At 35.9% G+C, this 22511-nt stretch carries 24 protein-coding genes; 11 read left to right on the forward strand and 13 right to left on the reverse strand.

The features are described from left to right. Positions 1-231: 231 nt before the first annotated feature. Positions 232-1548: an adenosylhomocysteinase gene (gene ahcY / locus ACHRV3_RS07095; RefSeq protein WP_047773007.1), complete on the reverse strand. Its 1317-nt coding sequence runs from the start codon at positions 1546-1548 to the stop codon at positions 232-234. Between the two features lie 345 nt (positions 1549-1893). Here ahcY and ACHRV3_RS07100 point away from each other — a divergent pair, with 345 nt between their 5' ends. Further along, complete coding sequence (locus tag ACHRV3_RS07100) at positions 1894-2544, forward strand: 4'-phosphopantetheinyl transferase family protein (protein WP_395433791.1); 651 nt, start codon at positions 1894-1896, stop codon at positions 2542-2544. Here ACHRV3_RS07100 and ACHRV3_RS07105 read toward each other — a convergent pair. From ACHRV3_RS07105 to ACHRV3_RS07115, 3 genes are all read right to left on the reverse strand, one after another. Beyond that, complete coding sequence (locus tag ACHRV3_RS07105) at positions 2526-2945, reverse strand: group III truncated hemoglobin (RefSeq protein WP_395433792.1); 420 nt, start codon at positions 2943-2945, stop codon at positions 2526-2528. The two genes, ACHRV3_RS07100 and ACHRV3_RS07105, sit on opposite strands and share 19 nt — an antisense overlap. Then, entirely contained in the window at positions 2942-3229 is a 288-nt protein-coding gene (locus ACHRV3_RS07110) for a hypothetical protein (protein ID WP_047773013.1), read from the reverse strand. The genes ACHRV3_RS07105 and ACHRV3_RS07110 overlap by 4 nt, the downstream gene beginning before the upstream one ends. A gap of 80 nt (positions 3230-3309) precedes the next feature. After that, on the reverse strand, positions 3310-3906 hold the full coding sequence (locus tag ACHRV3_RS07115) for a Crp/Fnr family transcriptional regulator (protein ID WP_395433793.1): 597 nt from the start codon (positions 3904-3906) through the stop codon (positions 3310-3312). A gap of 94 nt (positions 3907-4000) precedes the next feature. Between ACHRV3_RS07115 and ACHRV3_RS07120 the strand changes: the two genes are divergently transcribed. The 5 genes from ACHRV3_RS07120 (at position 4001) to ACHRV3_RS07140 (ending at position 10379) form a co-directional block, all read left to right on the forward strand. Further along, positions 4001-4729 (forward strand): geranylgeranylglyceryl/heptaprenylglyceryl phosphate synthase, encoded by a 729-nt coding sequence (locus tag ACHRV3_RS07120; protein WP_395433794.1) that lies wholly within the window; start codon positions 4001-4003, stop codon positions 4727-4729. Positions 4730-4765: 36 nt separating this feature from the next. Next, on the forward strand, positions 4766-5389 hold the full coding sequence (gene pnuC, locus ACHRV3_RS07125) for a nicotinamide riboside transporter PnuC (protein ID WP_047773018.1): 624 nt from the start codon (positions 4766-4768) through the stop codon (positions 5387-5389). Then, the gene (locus tag ACHRV3_RS07130; RefSeq protein ID WP_395433795.1) at positions 5350-7464 is read left to right on the forward strand and encodes a DUF4301 family protein; all 2115 of its coding nucleotides are present in this window, start codon (positions 5350-5352) and stop codon (positions 7462-7464) included. Before pnuC ends, ACHRV3_RS07130 begins: the two co-directional genes overlap by 40 nt. After that, positions 7464-7868 carry an alternative ribosome rescue aminoacyl-tRNA hydrolase ArfB gene (arfB, locus tag ACHRV3_RS07135; protein ID WP_395433796.1) on the forward strand — a complete coding sequence of 135 codons (405 nt, stop codon included), beginning with the start codon at positions 7464-7466 and terminating at the stop codon, positions 7866-7868. The genes ACHRV3_RS07130 and arfB overlap by 1 nt, the downstream gene beginning before the upstream one ends. A gap of 261 nt (positions 7869-8129) precedes the next feature. Then, positions 8130-10379 carry a TonB-dependent receptor gene (locus ACHRV3_RS07140; protein WP_395433797.1) on the forward strand — a complete coding sequence of 750 codons (2250 nt, stop codon included), beginning with the start codon at positions 8130-8132 and terminating at the stop codon, positions 10377-10379. 56 nt (positions 10380-10435) lie between these two features. Here the strand turns inward: ACHRV3_RS07140 and ACHRV3_RS07145 are convergent, their stop codons facing one another. Continuing rightward, positions 10436-10852 carry a hypothetical protein gene (locus ACHRV3_RS07145; protein ID WP_047773023.1) on the reverse strand — a complete coding sequence of 139 codons (417 nt, stop codon included), beginning with the start codon at positions 10850-10852 and terminating at the stop codon, positions 10436-10438. Positions 10853-11007: 155 nt separating this feature from the next. Here ACHRV3_RS07145 and greA point away from each other — a divergent pair, with 155 nt between their 5' ends. Then, the gene (greA, locus tag ACHRV3_RS07150; protein WP_029271926.1) at positions 11008-11484 is read left to right on the forward strand and encodes a transcription elongation factor GreA; all 477 of its coding nucleotides are present in this window, start codon (positions 11008-11010) and stop codon (positions 11482-11484) included. Positions 11485-11550: 66 nt separating this feature from the next. Continuing rightward, the gene (locus ACHRV3_RS07155; RefSeq protein ID WP_047773024.1) at positions 11551-11937 is read left to right on the forward strand and encodes an HIT family protein; all 387 of its coding nucleotides are present in this window, start codon (positions 11551-11553) and stop codon (positions 11935-11937) included. Between the two features lie 40 nt (positions 11938-11977). On the opposite strand, the gene ACHRV3_RS07160 is transcribed toward ACHRV3_RS07155, so the two are convergent. Beyond that, complete coding sequence (locus ACHRV3_RS07160; RefSeq protein WP_047773026.1) at positions 11978-13129, reverse strand: PAS domain-containing sensor histidine kinase; 1152 nt, start codon at positions 13127-13129, stop codon at positions 11978-11980. A gap of 160 nt (positions 13130-13289) precedes the next feature. On the opposite strand from ACHRV3_RS07160, the gene ACHRV3_RS07165 reads away from it, so the two are divergent. The 3 genes from ACHRV3_RS07165 (at position 13290) to aat (ending at position 15852) form a co-directional block, all read left to right on the forward strand. After that, entirely contained in the window at positions 13290-14165 is an 876-nt protein-coding gene (locus ACHRV3_RS07165; RefSeq protein ID WP_047773028.1) for a flavin reductase family protein, read from the forward strand. Positions 14166-14195: 30 nt separating this feature from the next. Then, entirely contained in the window at positions 14196-14567 is a 372-nt protein-coding gene (locus ACHRV3_RS07170) for a DUF3127 domain-containing protein (RefSeq protein WP_047773029.1), read from the forward strand. A gap of 640 nt (positions 14568-15207) precedes the next feature. Then, entirely contained in the window at positions 15208-15852 is a 645-nt protein-coding gene (aat, locus tag ACHRV3_RS07175; RefSeq protein ID WP_395433799.1) for a leucyl/phenylalanyl-tRNA--protein transferase, read from the forward strand. Here aat and ACHRV3_RS07180 read toward each other — a convergent pair. The 7 genes from ACHRV3_RS07180 to thiC all read right to left on the reverse strand — a co-directional run bounded on the left by ACHRV3_RS07180 (position 15836) and on the right by thiC (position 22455). Beyond that, a complete protein-coding gene (locus ACHRV3_RS07180; RefSeq protein WP_395433800.1) occupies positions 15836-16546 on the reverse strand; it encodes a HesA/MoeB/ThiF family protein in 711 nt (236 codons plus the stop codon). The two genes, aat and ACHRV3_RS07180, sit on opposite strands and share 17 nt — an antisense overlap. Positions 16547-16580: 34 nt before the next feature. Then, entirely contained in the window at positions 16581-17702 is a 1122-nt protein-coding gene (gene thiH, locus ACHRV3_RS07185) for a 2-iminoacetate synthase ThiH (protein ID WP_395433801.1), read from the reverse strand. A 103-nt stretch (positions 17703-17805) separates the two neighbouring features. Continuing rightward, positions 17806-18582: a thiazole synthase gene (locus ACHRV3_RS07190; RefSeq protein WP_047773034.1), complete on the reverse strand. Its 777-nt coding sequence runs from the start codon at positions 18580-18582 to the stop codon at positions 17806-17808. Further along, positions 18563-19201 carry a thiamine phosphate synthase gene (locus ACHRV3_RS07195; RefSeq protein WP_395433802.1) on the reverse strand — a complete coding sequence of 213 codons (639 nt, stop codon included), beginning with the start codon at positions 19199-19201 and terminating at the stop codon, positions 18563-18565. The genes ACHRV3_RS07190 and ACHRV3_RS07195 overlap by 20 nt, the downstream gene beginning before the upstream one ends. After that, on the reverse strand, positions 19191-19946 hold the full coding sequence (locus ACHRV3_RS07200) for a bifunctional hydroxymethylpyrimidine kinase/phosphomethylpyrimidine kinase (protein WP_395433803.1): 756 nt from the start codon (positions 19944-19946) through the stop codon (positions 19191-19193). Before ACHRV3_RS07200 ends, ACHRV3_RS07195 begins: the two co-directional genes overlap by 11 nt. Continuing rightward, entirely contained in the window at positions 19913-20503 is a 591-nt protein-coding gene (locus tag ACHRV3_RS07205) for a thiamine phosphate synthase (protein ID WP_395433804.1), read from the reverse strand. The genes ACHRV3_RS07200 and ACHRV3_RS07205 overlap by 34 nt, the downstream gene beginning before the upstream one ends. A 128-nt stretch (positions 20504-20631) precedes the next feature. Next, entirely contained in the window at positions 20632-22455 is a 1824-nt protein-coding gene (gene thiC / locus ACHRV3_RS07210) for a phosphomethylpyrimidine synthase ThiC (protein ID WP_047773040.1), read from the reverse strand. Positions 22456-22511: the final 56 nt, after the last annotated feature.

Below are 22511 nucleotides of genomic sequence, written 5' to 3' on the forward strand. Positions count from 1 at the left end.
GACTCTTAATTTCCGCCTGCGTGAGGGATAGAAGGAAGCTACCGAAGTAGCCCGAATAGCCCGACAGCATTTAAGAAAAGGCCTAATAAGCGCGATCTTATTTAGGCCTTTTTTTAAATGGTGGCACGCCCAGATTATTTTAGATTGAAAAACAAAACCCAACAGGTTTTTAAAATCTGTCGGGTTTGAAATAGGATTTAAAGAAATCTAAATTCAGAAATCTAAAATTATCTAGTATCTGTAGTATTCCGGTTTGAATGGACCTTGAACTTCAACACCGATGTAAGCCGCTTGGTCGTCACGTAAAACTTCCAATTCAACTCCTAATTTAGCTAAGTGTAAGGCAGCTACTTTTTCATCTAAATGTTTTGGTAACATATAAACGTCATTGTTGTAAGCAGCGCTGTTTTTCCATAATTCGATTTGTGCCAAAGTTTGGTTTGTGAATGAGTTACTCATTACAAAACTTGGGTGACCTGTAGCACAACCAAGGTTAACTAAACGACCTTCAGCAAGGATGATGATATCTTTTCCTGCGATAGTATATTTGTCAACTTGTGGTTTGATTTCGATTTTAGAAGCACCGTGGTTTTTGTTCAACCAAGCCATGTCAATTTCGTTATCAAAGTGTCCAATGTTACAAACAACAGTTTTGTCTTTCATTTGCTCGAAATGACTTCCAAGAACGATATCTTTATTTCCTGTAGTAGTAATGATGATATCAGCATTAGCAATTACAGTGTTTAATTTTTTAACTTCATAACCGTCCATTGCAGCTTGTAAAGCACAAATTGGGTCAATTTCAGTAACTGTTACAATAGATCCTGCACCTCTGAAAGAAGCAGCAGTTCCTTTTCCAACATCACCGTATCCACAAACGATAACTCTTTTTCCAGCCAACATTAAGTCAGTAGCACGACGTACAGCATCTACAGCAGATTCTTTACATCCGTATTTGTTATCAAATTTAGATTTAGTAACAGAGTCATTAATGTTGATAGCAGGCATTGGTAAAGTTCCGGCTTTTACTCTTTCGTAAAGTCTGTGAACACCAGTTGTAGTCTCTTCAGATAAACCTTTGATTCCAGGAACCAATTCCGGGAAACGGTCAATAACCATGTTAGTTAAATCTCCACCATCATCTAAGATCATGTTCAATGGTTGTCTGTCTTCACCAAAGAATAAAGTTTGCTCAATACACCAGTCAAAAGACTCTTCGTCAAGACCTTTCCAAGCGTAAACTTGAATTCCGGCAGCAGCAATAGCAGCAGCAGCCTGATCCTGAGTAGAGAAAATGTTACAAGAACTCCAAGTAACTTCAGCACCAAGAGCAATTAAAGTCTCGATCAAAACTGCAGTTTGGATGGTCATGTGCAGACATCCTGCAATACGCGCACCTTTAAGAGGTTGCTCGTCTTTATATTCAGCACGAAGCGCCATTAAACCTGGCATTTCAGCTTCAGCCAGTTCAATTTCTTTTCTTCCCCAAGCCGCTAGAGAAATGTCTTTTACTTTGAAAGCCACAAAAGGCGTAGTTGTAGTACTCATTTATAGTATATTTGTAATTGTAAATTTTTGGCAAATTTACGGAATAACTTTAAATTTTTACTAATTTCTGTAAGATTTGTGAAATGTTTAATTGCTTAATCTTTTGTGCCTTAGATAAATATTTGGTTGACCTGTTAAGCATCATCAAAGTAAGAAGCTAATCCTGCTGTCTATTGTATCTTTTGTTGCTCCCGATAACGTATCGGGATGTCTCAGAAAGATGTTGTTCTTATCGGGAGGGTTATAAAAACTTTTGATTTTTTAACAGATTTGATGAATTTTTATCCTGTGATTTCAAAATATTGCAACACGTACATTTATAAATTATAATTCATAATAAAAAAAATGCCCTTATTTCAGACCATACAGCACAACGAAACGACCAAAATTTTAATTTGGGAAATAACAGAATCTTTAGAGGAGCTGCTGGATAAAGTCGTGTTAAAAGAAAAAACACAGTTGAGGTTGAACGGAATGAAATCTCAAATGCATCAACGTGCATTTTTGAGTGTTCGTATGTTAATTCAGGAAATGGGTTTTACCGATCATGATTTACACTATGATGAATTTGGAAAGCCTTATTTTTATTGTCAGAATTATATTTCGATCACACATTCGCACAACTTCGCTGCCATCATTATCAGCGAAGAAACGGTGGGGATTGATATGGAGCTGCAACGCGAAAAAATCCTTCGCATTGCAGATAAATTTACGGATTATGAATGCAGTTATTTAAAACCCGATTCAACACTGAAATATATTAAAAAGCTAACGGTAATTTGGGGAGCAAAAGAAGCAATCTTTAAAATCAGAGACGAAAAAGGGATCAGTTTCAAAGATCATATCCGGGTTAATTCTTTCTCTTTAAAAGAAAGCCAAACACAAGCCAGCCTTCATTTTGATGATTTAATAAAAGATTTTGAAGTACATTATAAAGAGATCCAATCGGAGGTTTCGGAGCAAAAATTCACACTCGTTTATGCTTTTGAGCAGTAGATCGTATTCTCAGCTAATTTCTTCCGGTGTTCAAACATGCTCATAAAAAGAAACGTTCCCATTTTTCTGGCGCGTCTTTTCAGGGTCTCTGCATTTTCGCCTTCAAAAAGTTCTTCTAAAGTCTGAAACCAGTAGTTGAGCCAGATTCCAAATTCATTTGAAGTGATTTTACCGTCAAAGTGAGTGTCAACTTCATTGTGTACGGCATGGGGATTTCCTTTGTATTTTTTAACAGCAAATAGATTTGTTTCCCAAAAGTCAGTCAACTTCTCCAGATGTGCGTCCCAGTCTTTGATCATTGTATTAAAATAAAAACCAATTTCAGCATCGGCCCTTATTTTAGTGTAGAAGGTATGAACCAGGATCGCTATATCTGCTCTGTTTTCTATTCGTTTTCTCATACTATAATGTTGTTGATAATTATAAATAAGATGCTAAAGAATACACTTGTAATAATTAAGTTAAAAACAGTTTTGTGACTCATCTGAGCCAAGATAGAAGTATTGGCAAATATATTGATAAATACAATAATCGCCAGTTGGATCATTTGTGTTACAGAAGTCCCGTTTGCAAGAACAAACATGGCTGCGGTTGCTCCAAGACAGCTTTGTCCAATTATTGCCATAGAAGCAGAACCAAAGTAACTTTTGTTGAAATTTTCGAATGTTGTGTTATAAAGTGTCATGATGTATAATTTTATAGTAACAAATTTACGGCTACTATACACCATGGTTTTATGACTTTAATCATAAAATAAGAACTTTTTTAGCGGTATACTTTTCTGTTAATGATCTTTAAAAGTCCCTTTTTTTCTAAAGTTTTAATCGTTCTGATGACGGTTTCAACGCGCAGTCCTGTTAAGTCACCAATCTGTTGTCTCGTAAAATTGATACAGTACCCATTGGTGTCTTTTTTAAAATTAAAATAAGCAATTCCGTGATCTATTAGTTTTAGAATTCGATGCTCGGGTTCCTGAGTTGACATTTCTGCCGCCATAACAGATTTGTAATACAAACGCTGTGCTAAATTCTCGATTATTTTAAGGCTGATGGATGGATTGTCTTCCAGAAGTTTCATGAAATCGGATTTAGGAACACAAAGGATTTCCGTATCGGCAACCGCAACGGCACTTGCAGGATAGTTTTGATTTAAAAATAAAGGAGGTTCACCAAAAGACTGGTCTTTGTAAAAGATACCCTGAATAAATTCGCGTCCATCATCATTGTAATTGTTCATTTTTATTTCCCCCGAAACAATTTGATAATAGTGTGTGGGTAGTTTTCCTTCTTCAAAAACAGTAGCAGTTTTTTCGTAGAATTTCTTTAAGGCACCATATTTTTCTAAAAGACTATTAGCAATCATAAGTTGTTTCTTTTGTTTCAAAAGCGATTACACAAATATAATTTATTCAAAATAGTTCTTCAGGATTAAAAAACTTTTACTTTTACTCCCGATTATGAAACAAAAAATAGCCAATATCTACGAACAAATTATTCAGGCCAAGATTGATGGGCAAAAACTGCTTGCCGTTCTTTTGGATCCCGATAAAATTGTCTGGGAAAATTTGGACCACCTTTTACTTAAAATTAAACAATCTCCTGCAACTCATATTTTTGTTGGAGGTAGTATTGTTCAGGCAACTATTTTGGAAGAATTAATGACAGTGTTAAAACAAAAAACAAACTTGCCCGTTGTTATATTTCCGGGTGATCCGTCTCAGATTTCTTCTCAGGCCGATGCTATTTTGTTTTTGTCATTATTATCGGGACGAAATGCGGATTATCTCATCGAGTATCAAGTTCAGGCCGCACCAATTCTGAAAAAGACAAATCTGGAGGTTATTTCAACAGGTTATATCTTAATAGAAAGTGGTAATGAAACTGCCGTAGCAAGAGTCAGTAAAACACAACCTTTGGATCGTCAAGATTTAGACTTAGTTTTGGCAACGGCACAGGCTGGCGAAATGTTAGGAAATAAATTAGTTTATTTGGAAGCAGGAAGCGGAGCAAAAGAAGCTGTTCCGTTAGAAATGATAACGTTAGTTGCTCAAAATGTTGAAATTCCGGTAATTGTTGGCGGAGGAATTGTAGATTTGCAAGGAATTCAAAAGGCGTATACCGCTGGTGCAGATTTAGTAGTGATTGGAACTGCTTTTGAGAATAACAGTCGCTTTTTTGAAGCCTAAAATGTAAAAAGTAACAACCGGAAACAACCTGCTAAAATGATTGATTTTTTTCTTGAGAGTTATAAAAATGTTCCGCAGTGGCATATTGCTTTGGAGTTTTTAGTTTTTGTGTGTGGAATTTTGAGCGTTTGGTTTGCCAAGAAAGAAAATATTTGGGTCTATCCGACAGGTTTAATTGCAACCGTAATTTCTGTTTATCTTTTATATATTGCAGGTTATATCGGCGATATGATCATTAACGGTTATTTTTCTGTGATGAGTATTTATGGCTGGTATGTTTGGGCAAAAGGAGGAACTGTTGAGGATAATCTGCCTATTACACGAACTAATTTTAATGAAAAAATAATAGGAGTTATATTGTTTTTTGTAACTGTTTTTGTAGTTTTCGGAATTTATAAATATTTCGATTACGAAATCAAAAATGACAACTATATTGATATAATTTCATCAGGAATATTTTTTTCAGGAATGTGGTACATGGCCCGAAAAAAAATCGAAAACTGGACACTTTGGATTATAGGTGATATTATTGTAGTGCCTCTTTACGCTTATCGTGGTTTAGGGATGTTATCACTTCAATATTTAATTTTTACAATTTTAGCTATTTCAGCTTATTTAGAATGGAGAAAAATCTTAGACAGCAAAAAACAACTATCATAAAGATTGCTTTGTTTGGTCCTGAAAGTACAGGAAAAACAACCTTGGCAAAACAACTTGCTCAGTATTATGAAACAGAGTGGGTTCCTGAGTTTGCACGTGATTATTTGCAGGAAAAATGGGAAGAGAATCAGCATATTTGCGTAGCTGAGGATATGATGCCTATTGCCTACGGACAGGTAGCGCTAGAGAATCAAAAGCTTTCTGTGGCTAAAAAATATTTGTTTTGCGATACAAATCTGATGGTTACTAAAGTTTTTTCTGAGATGTATTACGGCTTTTGTGATGCCCTTTTAAATGAAGCTGCACTAGAGCACGATTACGATTTGTTTTTCCTGACGGATATTGATGTTCCGTGGGAAAAAGACGATTTGAGAGATACTCCCGAGGGAAGAGAACCGGTATTTTCTGTTTTTAAACAAACCTTAATTGATGCTAAAAAACCATTTATTACGCTTTCAGGGGATAAAGAAAGTCGTTTAGCAAAAGCTACAGCCATCATTGATAATCTGACAATTGCTAAAGAAAAAGGTTTTTCATCTGCTGATTTTGTGGAGATTTACGAGCACGGAATTCCTTTTGAGAAGATTTTAAAACAACTGAAAATTTTCAAAAACGGAATTGCAAAGAGTAATTTAATAAGTCCCGCAACAGTAAACAAAGGGATTTTAAGTCTTACGGAAAGGGATTTTGAGGAGAAAGCTAATTTTTTTGATCTCCAAAAAGCAGCGCTGAAATTAAAGAAATTTGTTCCGGCTTCAGGAGCTGCGAGCAGGATGTTTAAATTTTTGACCGCTTTTCTGAATGATTTTGATATACAAACAGAAACTATAAATGCTTACATAAATAGAAAAAAAGACAGCAATCTGTCTATTTTTATTGTAGCAATGGACAAGTTTCCGTTTTTTGAAGCTTTAGATAAAAAATTACGGGAAATTTATCCGGATTTTGAAACTTTAGACAGAGATTACAAAAACTATTATTTTATAAAACTATTACTGTCAAGTGATTATTTTGATTTTGCAAACAAACCAAAAGCAGTTTTGCCATTTCACCAGTATACCACCCATATTGCCAATCCGATAGAAGAACATTTAAACGAATGTTTACACTACGCTACGGCAAATCAAATTTCAAATTTACATTTTACAGTTTCGGAAGCCCATCAAAATCAGTTTGAAAAAGCGGTTGCTTCGGTTAAGGAAAAAGTAGAAAAGGCATCAGGAGTTCAAATTAAGATCGGTTACAGTTATCAAAACAAAAGTACAGATTCTATTACGGTTGATGTTAAAAACAAGATCGTCAGGGACAGTAAAGGCGCACTGGTTTTCAGACCCGGTGGGCATGGAGCTTTGATTGAAAATTTAAATGAATTGGATGCAGATATTATCTTTATAAAAAATATAGATAACGTAATTCAAAACCATATTGATAAAATTACCTTGTATAAAAAGGCTTTGGCGGGAGTTTTAATTGAAATTCAGCAGAAAGTTTTTGGTTATTTAGAAGTGATTGAAAGTCAGAAAATAAAAGAAAATGAGCTTGAGGAGATGGTTGTATTTCTAACTCAAAAGCTCAACATTCAGATGACTAAAGATTTTGATAAATTTACTTTTGAAAACAAAATCATTAAAATTGAAAGTTTGCTAAACAGACCCATCAGGGTTTGCGGGATGGTTAAAAATGAAGGGGAACCCGGAGGCGGACCATTTTGGGTTATGAACAGTAAAGGGAAGATTTCTCTTCAGATTGTTGAAGCATCTCAAGTCGATTTAACCAATAAAAAACAACTTGAAATCTTAGCCGAAGCAACACACTTTAATCCGGTTGATTTGGTTTGTGGAATAAAGAATTATAAAAACGAAAAATTCAATCTGGGTGAATTTGTAGACTCAAAAGCCGGTTTTATAGTTGAAAAAAGTGTTGAAGGAAAAGCTGTAAAAAGTTATGAGTTACCGGGTTTATGGAATGGTGCAATGGCAAATTGGCTGACTATTTTTGTTGCAGTACCCTTAATAACTTTTAATCCTGTAAAGACCGTAAATGATTTATTGAAACCAGCACACCAACCACAGTAATGAATCTCGAAAAAATACAATCAGAATTAAATTTTAAAGCCGTTAGAAGTAGTGGTGCCGGTGGACAAAATGTAAATAAAGTATCTTCAAAGGTAGTTTTGACTTTTGATTTGAATGCATCCGATTCTTTGTCCGAAGAAGAAAAAATGCTTTTAAAGACCAATCTGGCTTCCCGTTTAACATCAGAAGGGATGCTGATCTTAAACTGTGATGAAGACCGAAGTCAGATTAAGAATAAAGAGATCGTTATAAAACGCTTTTTTGAAATCATTAAAAAAGGATTATTCGTTCCTAAAGTCAGAAAGGCGACTAAAATTCCTAAAGCCGTTATCAAAAAAAGAATCAAAGACAAAAAGAACATCTCAGAAATAAAACAATCCCGCCGAAAACCAAATTTAGATTAAGTTTGGAATTTGGTATTTAAATTTTCAGTTTTGGAATTTAATTTTTCAAGATTGTATTTTAACTTTTTAGTCCTACCTTTGCCCCGTCTCAAAGGGGTGCTCTAAATAACGAGCTGAGATCATACCCAAAGAACCTGAGCGAGTAATGTCGCTAAGGGAAAAAACGACAAATTTTAGCGTATAAACTCTATTTTGTCGTGAAACAATTTTATTAATTTAACAAAAGAATAATTCCCCCTTTTATTCGTAATTTTTTTACGGATGAAAACTATTTTAAGTATTTCAGCTGCAAAGGTTCAAAGTAGCAGCAGTTCAAAGTTTTTTAAAATGACCCACTACAAGTCATTTTCCCTTATTCTGTTTTTTTTATTTTCTTCTCTGGTTTCTTTTTCGCAACAACAAGATTCGACCAAAGTCAATCAGCTTGACGATGTATTGGTTTCGGCCGTTCGTGTGACCACAAAAACACCGGTATCTTTTAGTAATATGAGTAAAAAGGAAATCCAATTTAGAAACCTGGGCCAGGACATTCCAATTCTTATGAATTATTTACCTTCTGTCGTGACCACTTCTGATGCAGGAAATGGTATGGGATATACCGGAATCAGAGTACGTGGTAGTGATGCTACAAGAGTTAACGTTACGATTAACGGAATTCCGTACAATGATGCCGAAAGTCAGGGGACATTTTGGGTAAATATGCCCGATTTTGCTTCGTCAGTTGAGAGTTTGCAATTGCAGCGCGGTGTTGGAACTTCGACGAATGGTTCGGGAGCTTTTGGTGCCAGCTTAAATATGTTGACAGATAAATATGCTTCAAAAGCTAATGGAGAAATTTCAAATTCCTTTGGAAGTTTTAATTCCCGTAAACATACCGTAAAATTCAGTACCGGGCTTCTTAATGATCATTTTGAAATCGCCGGACGTTTGTCAGCTTTGAAATCTGACGGATATGTAGACAGAGCAAGTTCTGATTTGAAGTCTTATTTTTTACAAGGTACTTATGTTGGTAAAACTACTTTAATCAAAGCCTTAGTTTTTGGAGGAACAGAAAAGACGTACCAGTCATGGAACGGAATTAGTGCGAAAAAATTAGACGAACATCGTACGTATAATTCTGCCGGAAAGTTCGAGGACGAAGCAGGAAATACACGCTTTTATGACAATGAAACGGATAATTACAAACAAGATCATTATCAATTACACTGGAGTGAATCGGTTTCAGATAAATGGAGTACTAATTTAGCTTTTCATTATACCAAAGGACTTGGCTATTTTGAGAATTACAAATATAATGAGCCTGTTGAGGGTTACGGAGGAATACTGCCTACAAAAATGGTTGAAAATGATAATGGAGATTTAGTTCCCGGAACAGATTTAATTCGCCAAAAATGGTTGGATAATGATTTCTACGGAACCACTTTTTCTGTAAAGTATAAAGACGAAAAGCTGGATATCATCTTTGGTGGTGGTTGGAATAAGTACGAGGGAAGTCATTACGGAAAAGTAATCTGGGCAAGAAATGCCGGTCAAACAGAATTAGGAGACCGTTACTATGATGATTTTTCGACAAAAACGGACGGAAATATTTTTGCGAAAGCCAATTATCAATTAACGGATAAATTGAGTTTCTATGGTGATTTGCAATACAGAAAAGTGACTTATAAAGCGAATAGTGCTGAAACAGGTTTGGTTGATGATCATTTTAATTTTTTTAATCCAAAAGCGGGTTTGAATTTTGAAATCAACAATAAGAATATTTTATACTTTTCATACGCCAGAGCGAATCGTGAACCAAATAGAAGCGATTATGAAGGTGGAAATGTAAAACCGGAGAAGTTAAATGACTTTGAGTTGGGTTGGAGATTTAATTCAGATAACGTTCAATTGAATACCAATTTCTATTTTATGGGATACAAAGACCAACTTGTTTTAACCGGTCAGTTAAATGATGTAGGTGCTCCTTTGCGTGCCAACAGCGGCGATAGTTACCGAGCAGGTATTGAGGTTGACGCAACGCTTAAGTTGTCAGAACAATGGTATATTCAACCTAATATTACGTTGAGTCAAAACAAAAACAAGGATTATCATTTTACTAGAGATGGAGTTTTACAGAATCTGGGTGCAACCAATATCGCTTTTTCTCCTGAAGTAATTGCAGGTAATCGTTTGACTTTTATACCAATTAAAGACTTGCAAATTTCATTACTTTCTAAATTTGTAGGAGAGCAATTTATGGGAAATATTGATTCGGATGTTTCAAAACTAGATAGTTATTTCGTGAATGATTTGAATGTTTCTTATGAAATTAAACCTAAAAAAGTTTTTAAATCAATTATAGTATCAGCATTAGTCAATAATATTTTTGATCTAAAGTATGAGAGTAATGGTTTTTTTTACACGTATGATATAAAAGACCCTGTTACTTCTGCTGTTAGTACTTTTGATGTACCGGGCTATTATCCTCAGGCGGGAATTAATTGCCTGGTAGGATTAACGTTGAAATTCTAATAAGTTATTCAAAAACAAAAAAGCCTGAAAGTTTTACATTTTCAGGCTTTTTTATTTTAATTGTATATATGAAGTACAGTTCCGGTTAACTGAGCCCGATATTGTTTCAAAGGGTATTCTTTGTTACCAAGTCCCGAGAAAAGATTATAAGCGCTTTTATCACAGGAGCAAACTGCATTTAATCCGTCAATTTTCAATGGAGCACAAGCATTTGCAGCTTCGTTAGGACAAGCGGCATCAAAAGCATTGTAAGTTCCTTCGCCCGTTTTTATTACGATTAATCCTTGTGCACCGAAATTGGGAACAAATACAGGATTACTGATAAATTTCAGATTGCTGTATAAAGGCAGATTAGTGTCCAGGTACGCATTAACAGAATAATTCGGCAGGTTCGGGTTTTTGTTGCTCTTACCGCTGTCGCTACAAGAAAAAAGCACAGAAACAAAGAGGGTTAATAGCCAGATTTTTTTCATTATTTAAAGTTGAATTAGTGAAACAAAAATAAATTATTTAGATTTGAATTCCATATGATTAACATATAATTATGTACTATAAAAAATAATAGTATATTTGTAATAAGAAATCCCGTCCCGATGGGATTTTTTGTATTTATATAAACGACGAAGTTATGAGTAAAGTATCTTATTATACAGCAGAAGGATTAAAAAAACTAAAAGATGAATTGGAGCACTTAAAAAGTGTAATGCGTCCAAAGGCATCTCAGGATATAGCAGAAGCAAGAGACAAAGGGGATTTATCTGAAAACGCAGAATATGATGCCGCTAAAGAGGCGCAAGGACTGTTGGAAATGAGAATTGCCAAATTAGAAGAAGTATATTCGAACGCCAGATTAATAGATGAATCACAATTAGATGTTTCTAAAGCATTGGTGCTTTCAAATGTTAAAATCAAGAATCAAAGCAATGGAATGGAAATGAAATATACATTAGTTGCAGAAAGTGAAGCAGATCTTAAAACCGGAAAAATTTCAGTAACATCTCCTATTGGAAAAGGTTTACTTGGAAAATCGGTTGGAGAAGTTGCCGAAATCACAGTGCCTAATGGTGTTTTGAAATTTGAGATTCTTGAAATTTCAAGAGACTAATTTTTTTAAGTTTAACGGTTTAATCGTGCAATCGGTTAAACGATTTACCATACAAACAATTAAACGATGTCAATATTTACCAAAATAGTTAACGGAGAAATTCCGGCTTATAAAATTGCTGAAGACGATAATTATTTGGCTTTTTTAGATGTAAATCCAAACGCCAAAGGACATACGCTTTGTATTCCAAAACAAGAAATCGACAAGATTTTTGAGATGGAAGACGAATTGTATTTAGGGTTAATGAAGTTCTCTAAGAAAATTGCCATTGCCTTAGAAAAAACAGTTCCGTGCAAAAGAGTCGGTATCGCTGTTGTAGGCTTGGAAGTTCCGCATGCCCACGTACATTTAATTCCTTTGAATGAAATGGATGAGATGCGTTTTCAAAACAAAGTATCGCTTTCTAAAGAAGAATTTGAAGCTTTAGCTAAAAGCATTCAGGCGAATTTATAATAAGCCTTAAAAATAATTCAAAGTGCAGTTAAATTAGATTTTACTGCACTTTTTTATTTAATTGAATTTGAAAAGTAGTTCCTTTTCCTAATTCGGAATGTAAAACTTTTATTTTACCATTGTGATATTCTTCTACGATTCTTTTCGTTAGAGAAAGTCCCAATCCCCAGCCGCGTTTTTTAGTTGTATAACCGGGTTCGAAGATGGTTTTGTATTGTTTTTTCTGGATTCCTGTTCCGGAATCTTTTACATTTATTTTTACATGATGGGCGTCCTGCTCAATTTGAAGCTCTAAAGTTCCTTTTCCTTTCATGGCATCAATGGCATTTTTTACCAGATTTTCGATAGTCCAACTGTGCAGAATCGGGTTTATGGAGACCAAAATAGGCTCTTTCGGTACCTGATGCGAAAAAGCAACCTGTTTAGAGAAACGAGATTGTAAATATTCGTAACTGTTTAAAGTTTCTGTCACTATATCGTGAACTTCTAAAACAGGAACGGATCCAATTTTTGAAAAACGATCTGTAATGGTTTGAAGACGTTCCACATCTTTCTCGATTTCTGATGTGATCGATTGGTCTATTTCTTCTGTTTTTAAAATTTCAACCCAGCCAATTAAAGAAGATAAAGGGGTACCAATCTGATGTGCTGTTTCTTTAGCCATCCCTGCCCACAATTTATTTTGAATGGCCATTTTGGTACTTCTGTAAAAATTATAAATCAGAGCGCCAAAAAGAAAGATAATCAGCAATAAAGCAATCGGATAATATTTAAGTTTATTCAGTAAAGACGAATTACCATAATAGAGTTTTTGATATTTTCCCGGAGCATATTCAAAGACAATAGGCTCATTTTCATTTTTTAAACCATTCAGAAAAGCCATTGATTTTTTCTCGTCCTGCAAGACTGTTTCAGGGACATTTCTTGTAGTCAGAATTTTGTCATACATCGTAAGAATTACGGGAATAGAATTATTATTACTGGAAATCTGAAGCGGAAGTTCGAGATCCGTATTTTCATCCGCATTAATCAATGCAATCTGAGCATTGGCTAATAGTTTCATTTTTATCCTTTCTTCATTTTTAAAAATTTGAAAAAAAGTATAAGTGTTCCAGAGAATCAGAGAAATGATTAAAAAGGAGATGCTGATAATAACCCAACGGGTAGTATTTCTTCTTTCAGAAAAAAACATATTTTTATTTTTGTGGTATAAATATAACGAAATAAACACAGTTAAATTTTGTGGTGCTCAAAAGTTTTTTTGTTTTTAAGTCTAAAGTATTTCTTTGGCAGAAACGATTTCTATACTTTTGTACTCGCCGGAAAAGAGATTCGGTTAAAACCAAAAAATTATGATTACCATTAACCCAAAAGAGATTCCAACAGCAAAATTGCACGGCTATTTGCAGAGTGCCGTTGGGCCGAGACCTATTGCCTTTGCAAGTACTATCAGCGAAAAAGGAATTCCGAATCTGTCGCCGTTTAGTTTCTTTAATGTGTTTAGTGCCAATCCGCCAATTTTGGTTTTTTCACCCTCAAGACGCGTGCGCGACAATACGATTAAACATACTTTAATCAATGCCGAAGCAACTCGTGAGGTGGTAATCAATGTGGTGAATTATGATTTGGTGCAACAAACTTCACTGTCCAGTACAGAATATGGAGAAGGTGTAAATGAATTTATAAAGGCCGGATTGACACAAATTCCGTCAGATTTAGTAAAACCATATCGTGTAAAAGAATCTCCGGTGCAATTTGAGTGCAAAGTCACGCAGATTATTCCATTAGGAACCGAAGGTGGGGCGGGAAATCTAATCCTGTGTGAAGTAGTGAAAATTCATATTCACGAAGCTATTTTGGACGAAAACGGAGCAATCGATCAACATAAAATTGACTTGGTTTCAAGATTGGGAAGTAATTGGTATTCAAGATCAAACCAAGGACTTTTTGAAGTGCCAAAACCGCTAACAACTCTAGGGATTGGAGTAGATATGATTCCGGATTTTATCAAAGAAAGCAATGTTTTTGACGGAAATGATCTGGGTAAACTCGGAAATATAGAAACCTTGCCTACAACAGAAGAAGTTAGTATATTTGTAAAAGAAAACTTTTCTGTGAAAGGAGTTTTAAGCTCTGATGATGTGGAAAAAGTGCATTTAGAAGCTAAAAAATACCTAAATGAAGATGATATAACATCTGCCTGGAAAGTGCTTTTGGCTAAGAAATAAGAAAAGAAACAATAATTAATATAAACGAAGATGGAAGTTACAGGAAAAGTAAAAGTGGTTAACCCAGAGCAACAAGTTAGTGCCTCATTTAAAAAAAGAGAATTAGTTGTTACTACTGATGAACAATATCCACAACATATTTTAATCGAATTTACGCAAGATAAATGCGATTTGTTAAGTAGCTATAAGCAAGGAGAGGCAGTAAAAGTTTCTATCAATTTAAGAGGAAGAGAATGGGTTAATCCACAAGGAGAAGCTAAATATTTCAATAGTATTCAAGGTTGGAGAATCGAAAGAGTAGGTAACGAAGCACCTTCACAAGCGCCACCAATGCCTAGCGCGGAAACTTTTGCTCCGGCTACAAGCATAAACGAAAACGAACCGGACGATTTACCTTTCTAAGAGTTAATCCAAAAGGTTAAATTCCAATCCCGATTGTTGTCGGGAAAAATTCCAAATTCCAATTCGTTCGTACAATTGGAATTTGGAATTTGTTTTTTGTATTGATATTTAAATTAAATGCCTTTTTTTGTCATTTCGAAGTATGAGAAATCACACAAGAAGAGCACGTCCAATATTCAATTCAGTATTTAAGCAGGAATAAACTTGACCTTTCGCAGAAAGCATCAAAATCACAAAAGTTTGGAATTTGGAATTTCAGTATTGTTATTTATTATTTTTTGTCATTTCGAGCGAAGTCGAGAAATCACACCAGCTGCTCCGTTTCTATTATCAGCAATTTTGTCATACTGAGGAACGAAGTATCTTCACAAGATAATCCGTAAAGTGAAGTTCAGTGGTATCGATTCAGCAAACGTAGATCCTTCGTTCCTCAGGATGACAAACTGTACGGAGTTTCTTGTGCGATTTCTCGACTTCGCTCGAAATGACATAAGAAGAGCACTTCCAATATTTAAATTAGCATTTTGGAAGGAATAAAATTTGCCTTTCGCAGAAAGCATCAAAATCACAAAAGTTTGGAATTTGGAATTTGGAATTTCAGTATTGGAATTTCAGTATTATATTTAGTTATAAAAAAAAGATGTACTACATGTCTAAAGATTTATTTTTCCCACCAGTTTCAGAAGCCGACGAAGAAGGAATTCTCGCTATAGGAGGAGATTTAAGCCCGGAACGCCTGCAATTGGCCTATAAAAGTGGAATTTTCCCTTGGTTTAATGAAGGAGAACCTATTATTTGGTGGTCACCCGATCCTCGAATGGTTTTGTTTCTCGATGAACTGATCGTGTCTAAAAGTATGCGCAACGTTTTGAATAGAAATCAGTTTAAAGTTACCGTTAATAAAAATTTTAAAGACGTTATTTCAAACTGCCAGAAAATAAAACGGGACGGTCAGAATGGAACCTGGATTTCAAATGAAATGATTGATGCCTATTGTAAGTTAAACGAAATGGGAATTGCAAAATCTATTGAGGTTTGGCAGGATGAGGTTTTGGTAGGTGGTTTATACGGAATTGATTTAGGCCATGTTTTTTGTGGAGAAAGTATGTTCTCGAAAGTGTCAAATGCATCCAAAGTAGCTTTTATTGCTTTGGTTGAATATTTAAAAAGAGCGAATTACAAACTTCTCGATTGTCAGGTTTATAATTCGCATTTAGAAAGTTTAGGCTGTAGGGAAATTGATAGGGAAGAGTTTATGGAAATATTGCTCAAAACCTCAGTTTAGTAAAGTTCCAGTTTAGGGTATCAAAAAGTACCAATTCGTTTTTTAATGTAGGTAGTCCTATTATTAATTTTAAAGTTTCGTGGGCCATCTTGGTACCAATAATTCCCGGTAATGTTCCTAGAACTCCATTCAGGTTGCAATTTGGGACTTCTTTAGGGTCAGGCATTTCGGGGAATAAATCGCGTAAGTTTTTACTCCCCATATGGTTAAATACGGCAAGTTGTCCTTCAAATTTTAAAATACTGCCGTAAACCAATGTTTTTCCTAAGCTTACACAAGTATCGTTGACCAAATAACGGGTAGTGAAATTATCGGAGCCATCCACAATAATGTCAAAATCGGAGAGGAGTGAAATGACATTTTCGGCAGTAAGTTTTTCTTCAAAAGCAACAACAGTAATTAGGGGATTTAATTGCTCAAGTTTCTTTTTAGCGGTTAGGGCTTTACCCTGTCCAACCTGATCTTCGGTATACAAAATCTGACGATGCAAATTGTGTATCTCGATGGTGTCAAAATCGACAATGCCAATTGTTCCCACTCCTGCGGTAGCTATATATTGTAAAATTGGACAGCCTAAACCACCCGCACCGATCACCAATACTTTTGCGTTTTTGATTTTCTCCTGACCTTCGTCGCCGATTTCAGGGAGTATAGTTTGTCTGTTATAGCGTAGAAATTCTTGTATGATGCTCATTATTTTTGTGTGAAATGTAAAATGTGAGATGTATTTAGACCGTCTGACTAAACGTTCTGTCCCAGTCTTTCCAGACCGGTTCGTAGCCTGATTTTTTTATGACTTGCGCTATTTCTTCTGCTGATCTTTCGTCACTGATTTCAAATTGTTCCAGGGATTGCGGATCAACAACGTAACCACCCGGATTGGTTTTAGAACCGGCACTCATGCTTGTTGTCCCAATCGGAATGATGTTATTTCTGAATTTCTCATTTTCACGCGTTGAAATAGAGATTTCAAGATCCTCATTCCACAAACGGTAAGCGCAGATCAGCTGTGTCAGGTCTTTGTCATCCATTATAAAATTAGGTTCAATAATTCCTTCCGCAGGACGCAATCTCGGGAAGGAAACCGAGTATTTTGTCTGCCAGTATTTTTTCTGAAGATAATTGATGTGTAAGGCATTAAAGAAACTATCGGTTCGCCAGTCTTCCAAACCTAATAGTACACCTAATCCTATTTTATGAATTCCTGCTGTTCCAACTCTGTCCGGAGTCTCTAATCTGAAATCGAAATTTGACTTTTTGCCTTTAGTATGGTATTTTTTATAAACTTCCTGATGATAGGTTTCCTGATAAACTAAAATCGAGTAAACGCCTGCGTCATGTAAACGTTCGTATTCTTCGGTAGAAAGTGGTTGCACTTCTGCTGAAATGATCGAAAATTGCTCTTTGATCTGGGTGATGGCATTTAGAAAATAGTTAATATTCACCGTATAATTGGCTTCACCGGTAACCAATAAAACATGATCAAAACCGGTTTTTTTTAAGGCTTCAACTTCAAGTTTAATTTCTGCGTCTGAAAGTGTTTTTCGTTTGATTTTGTTGTCTAAACTAAAACCGCAATAAGTACAGATATTTTGGCATTCGTTACTTAAATACAAAGGTGCATACATCTGAATCGTTTTCCCAAAACGTTTTTTGGTGAGTTCATGACATTGTTGCGCCATGGTCTCCAAATAAGGCAATGCGGCGGGTGAGATCAACGCCAGAAAATCGTCCAGATTGCGTTTGGTTTTGGCCAATGCTTGTTCGACTTCACGAGTTGAAGTTTGGTATATTCTGGATTGAATGGTATCCCAATCGTAGTTTTTAAATACCGATTTAAATGTTTTCATTTTGTTAGGTTTTAACCGCAAAGGGCGCAATGGTTTACGCTAGGTTCGCTAAGCTTTGTGTGCCTTGCTTAAGTCTTTGTCCTCTTTGCGGTTAGAATAATTGTTAATCATATAAAAAAGAAGTCAAAGGACTGGAAGCAATTGCGTGATTGTATTGTTTTCCGAGTTTGGCTTCAAAAGCTTTTCTACCTGCGATTACGGCTTCTTTAAAAGCTTGTGCCATTAATTCAGGATTTCCGGCGACTGCAATAGCGGTATTCACTAAAACAGCATCAGCACCTAATTCCATTGCTTTTGCGGCATGAGAGGGCGCACCAATACCGGCATCTACAATCACCGGAACGGTACTTTGCTCTATAATTATTTCTAAGAAATCTATAGTTTTTAAACCCTTATTGCTTCCAATTGGGGAACCTAACGGCATGACAGCAGCGGTTCCGGCATCTTCCAAATGTTTGCACAAAACGGGATCAGCATGAATGTAAGGGAGAACGATAAAACCTAATTTTGCCAGTTCTTCTGTGGCTTTTAAGGTTTCAATCGCGTCGGGCATCAGGTATTTAGGATCCGGATGTATTTCGAGTTTTAGCCAGTTTGTTTCTAATGCTTCACGGGCCAATTGCGCAGCAAATATGGCTTCTTTAGCATTTCTGGCCCCTGATGTATTGGGTAACAAATTAATTCCGGGATGTTTTAAATGCGTTAAAATAGTCTCCGTATCGGTTTCTAAATCAATTCGTTTTAAGGCAACGGTTACTAATTCGCTTTCTGAAGCTAAAATGGCACGTTCCATCTCGAGGTTGGAACCAAACTTTCCTGTTCCTAAAAACAGGCGTGAGGTTAAGGTTTTATCACCAATATTAAATAACGACGTTTGCATATAATTTTTCGTTTAATTGTTGAATGAGTTTTTCTTTTTGATCACTTTTTGTGATGAGTCCGGAGACGGCGATGCCGTGAACACCAATTTCCATTAATCTGTCGATATCGGTAGAAATAACTCCGCCAATAGCATAAACCGGAATTTCAGAATTGTTGTCTTTTAATTTTTGAAGAATTTCAGAATAACCTTCAAAACCAAGAACCGGACTTAATTTTTCCTTTGTCGTAGTGAATCGGAGGGGTCCCAAACCAATATAATCACAACCGTTTGTAATGTGATTTTGAATATCTTCAAATGTATTAGCGGTTGCTCCAATGATTTTAGTATCTCCTAAAATGGCTCTTGCTTCTTCAATTTTGGTATCTGATAGGCCTAAGTGCACACCATCGGCAGCAATTTGTTGTGCCAGATATACATTGTCGTTTACAATAAAATTGGCCAGGTATTCTTCGCATAAAAATTTTACCGCCTCAGCCAGTGCAAAAGAGTTTTTAGTATTTTGATTTTTGAAACGCATTTGAACCCAATCACAACCACTATCAAGTGCTTCGTGAATGTTATACAATTGTTTTGAGATTGTATTTCCTTGCGAGATGTATTGTAATTTATTGTACATAATGATATCCGATTAATGTTGAAGTTGAACTCAGGTATGTTTCTATGTAGGCTTTGGCATTGATACAAGCTTCTTTTTCATCTTGGTTTAATGCGAGATTTGCGGCTATAGCTGCCGAAAGAATGCAGCCGGAGCCGTGTTTCTCGAAGCATTTTTTTTCAGAAGGCAACAATTCAACTATTTCATTTTTCAAAAACAAACAATCTGTTCCGATTTTAGTGGGGTTGTGTCCTCCTTTGAGTAAAATAGTTGTTGGAATTTCGTTTTTTATCCAAAGATTGTTTGATAAAAACCCAGGGAACAAAAGTTCTATTTCATTGTAATTAGGTGTAATCAAATCAATTTTGGATAGAATTTTATGAAAATCCAAATCAGCCGTAACTTTCATAAACTCGAATGCTGTTGTTGATTTCAGAACCGGATCCCAAACAATTTTTGTGGTCGGAGACAGCAGTTTTATAGTCGAAAGAATGCGATTTAAATAAGGTAAGCTTGGTGTGATTCCGATTTTTACGGTTTTGATTTTATAGTTTTCAAACAAAGTTTCAATAGAACGAAGCACAAAGCTTAAATCAGTCCATTGAATGTGATGGAATTGATTTTCGGTTTGAATGGTATTGGCCGTTGAAATAGCAAAACCCGTAACCTGATGTTGTTCGAAAGTTTTAATATCTGCCAGAATACCTGCCCCTCCAGTGGGGTCTAAACCGGCTATAGTGAGTACGTAAGGACGATTTTCTGACATAATATAAATTGGTTTACAGGGTTTTCATGATTCCATATCGCTCCCAGAAGGGCAATACCATCGAAACCATTTTCTAACGTTGTTTTACTATTTTCAGGAGAAATTCCGCCCAAAGCAATCATCTTTGTCTTAAAGTTTTTTCTTGATTTTACTGCTTCAAAAAGATTAATTTCAGAAGCATAATTTTCTTTCGAAATGCTTTTAAAAACAGGGCTTAAAAAAGCATATTCAAAGTTTGGATCTAAAGCGTTAAAATCAGCAATCGAGTGGGAAGAAGTAGAAACCGTTTTGCTTTTAAAGGGAAATAGTAACGTCTGATTTCGTTCTCTTTCAGAAAAATGAATTTTACTAATACCAAAAGCATCAGCAATTTGATGCTGTGTATGCAGGATCAATTTTGACCTGAATTCAGGTTTTATTTGCTCAATAAATTGCATCATTTCAATCTCAGTAAAATCCGGCTTTCGGATATGAAATAGCGCTAATCCCTCCTCAAAAAGAGAATGGATTAGGCTGATTTCGTTTGCTACCGCAACTGGATTTGATATAACGATCATTAGTGTGAAATGTGAAATGTTCTTTTGTGAGATGCTTTTTGTGAAATGTAAAATGTTTTTTGTGAGATTTGGAATGACGACAACTTGTCTCATTTTACATCTCCCATTTTGCATTTCACTATAAACATTTAGATGTAAATTTCTTTTCCTTGTTCAATAAACTCTTCTGATTTTTCCTGCATCCCTTTTTCTGCGGCAGCTACATCACGAATTTCCTGTGATATTTTCATTGAGCAGAATTTTGGTCCGCACATCGAGCAGAAATGGGCAATTTTAGCACCCTCGGCAGGAAGTGTTTCGTCGTGAAATTCTCTTGCTGTGTCCGGATCCAATGATAAATTAAACTGATCTTCCCAACGGAATTCAAAACGGGCTTTACTCAAGGCATTATCGCGATATTGTGCTCCCGGATGTCCTTTGGCTAAATCAGCAGCGTGAGCTGAAATCTTATAGGTAATTACGCCGTCTTTTACGTCTTTTTTATTAGGAAGACCTAAATGTTCTTTTGGTGTAACATAACACAGCATCGCACAACCGTACCAGCCAATCATAGCCGCTCCAATGGCAGATGTAATGTGGTCGTAACCAGGTGCAATATCCGTTGTTAAAGGTCCAAGAGTATAAAAAGGAGCCTCGTTACAATGCTCTAATTGTTTGTCCATGTTTTCTTTAATCATGTGCATCGGCACGTGACCAGGACCTTCTATAAAGACTTGTACATCATGTTTCCAGGCTATTTTTGCCAGTTCTCCCAAAGTTTCTAACTCGGCAAATTGTGCAGCATCATTAGCATCGGCAATAGAACCGGGACGTAAGCCATCTCCTAAAGAAAAAGCGACATCATACTGTTTCATGATTTCGCAGATTTCTTCGAAATGGGTGTATAAAAAGTTTTCTTTGTGGTGAAACAAACACCATTTCGCCATTATAGATCCGCCGCGGGAAACAATTCCGGTCACACGTTCTGCGGTTAAGTGAATGTAGCGCAGTAAAACTCCGGCATGAATCGTAAAATACGAAACTCCTTGTTCAGCTTGCTCAATTAGTGTATCACGGAAAACTTCCCATGTTAGATCTTCAGCAATTCCTTTTACTTTTTCTAAGGCCTGATAAATAGGCACCGTTCCAATAGGCACCGGAGAGTTACGAATGATCCATTCTCTGGTTTCGTGAATGTTTTTTCCTGTTGATAAGTCCATTATCGTATCTGCTCCCCAACGGCAAGCCCAAACGGCTTTTTCTACTTCTTCTTCAATAGTCGAAGTCACAGCGCTATTTCCGATGTTAGCGTTTATTTTCACAAGGAAATTTCGGCCTACAATCATCGGTTCACTTTCTGGGTGGTTGATGTTGTTTGGGATAATGGCGCGTCCAATGGCCACTTCACTACGAACAAATTCCGGTGTAATTTTACTTTTCGGTGTATTTGCTCCAAAACTATGACCTGCGTGCTGGCATTGCATGGCTTTGGTTTGTTCGTTTAAAAGTTCGATACGTTGGTTTTCACGAATCGCAATATATTCCATTTCCGGAGTGATGATTCCTTGTTTGGCGTAATACAATTGGGTTACGTTTGCTCCTTCTTTAGCTCTTTTAGGTTGATGTAAATATTCGAATCTTAAATGGTTTAAGTTTTCATCTTTTAATCGCATTTGTCCGTAATCGGATGTTATTTCAGATAAGATTTCAACATCATTTCGTTCTAAAATCCATTCCTCTCTTAGTCGTGGCAGCCCTTTTCGGATGTCAATGGTGATATCCGGATCGGTATAAGCACCGGAGGTGTCATAGATAGTTATCGCCGGATTCTTTTCAGTTCCGCCATTAGAAAGTCGCGTGTCGCTTAATGCCACTTCGCGCATGGCGACTTTTATTGGGTGTATTTCACCATTCACATATATTTTTTTGGAATTTGGAAATGGCGTTCTGGATATTTTTTCTTCGTTTGTCATTTTTTTTATTTTTTTAGTAATATGTGTGTTGTGAAATGATTTGTTGATGAGACGTT

Origin of the sequence: Flavobacterium sp. FlaQc-49 (assembly GCF_044005985.1) — a bacterium.
Classification (GTDB): Bacteria; Bacteroidota; Bacteroidia; order Flavobacteriales; family Flavobacteriaceae; genus Flavobacterium; species Flavobacterium cupriresistens.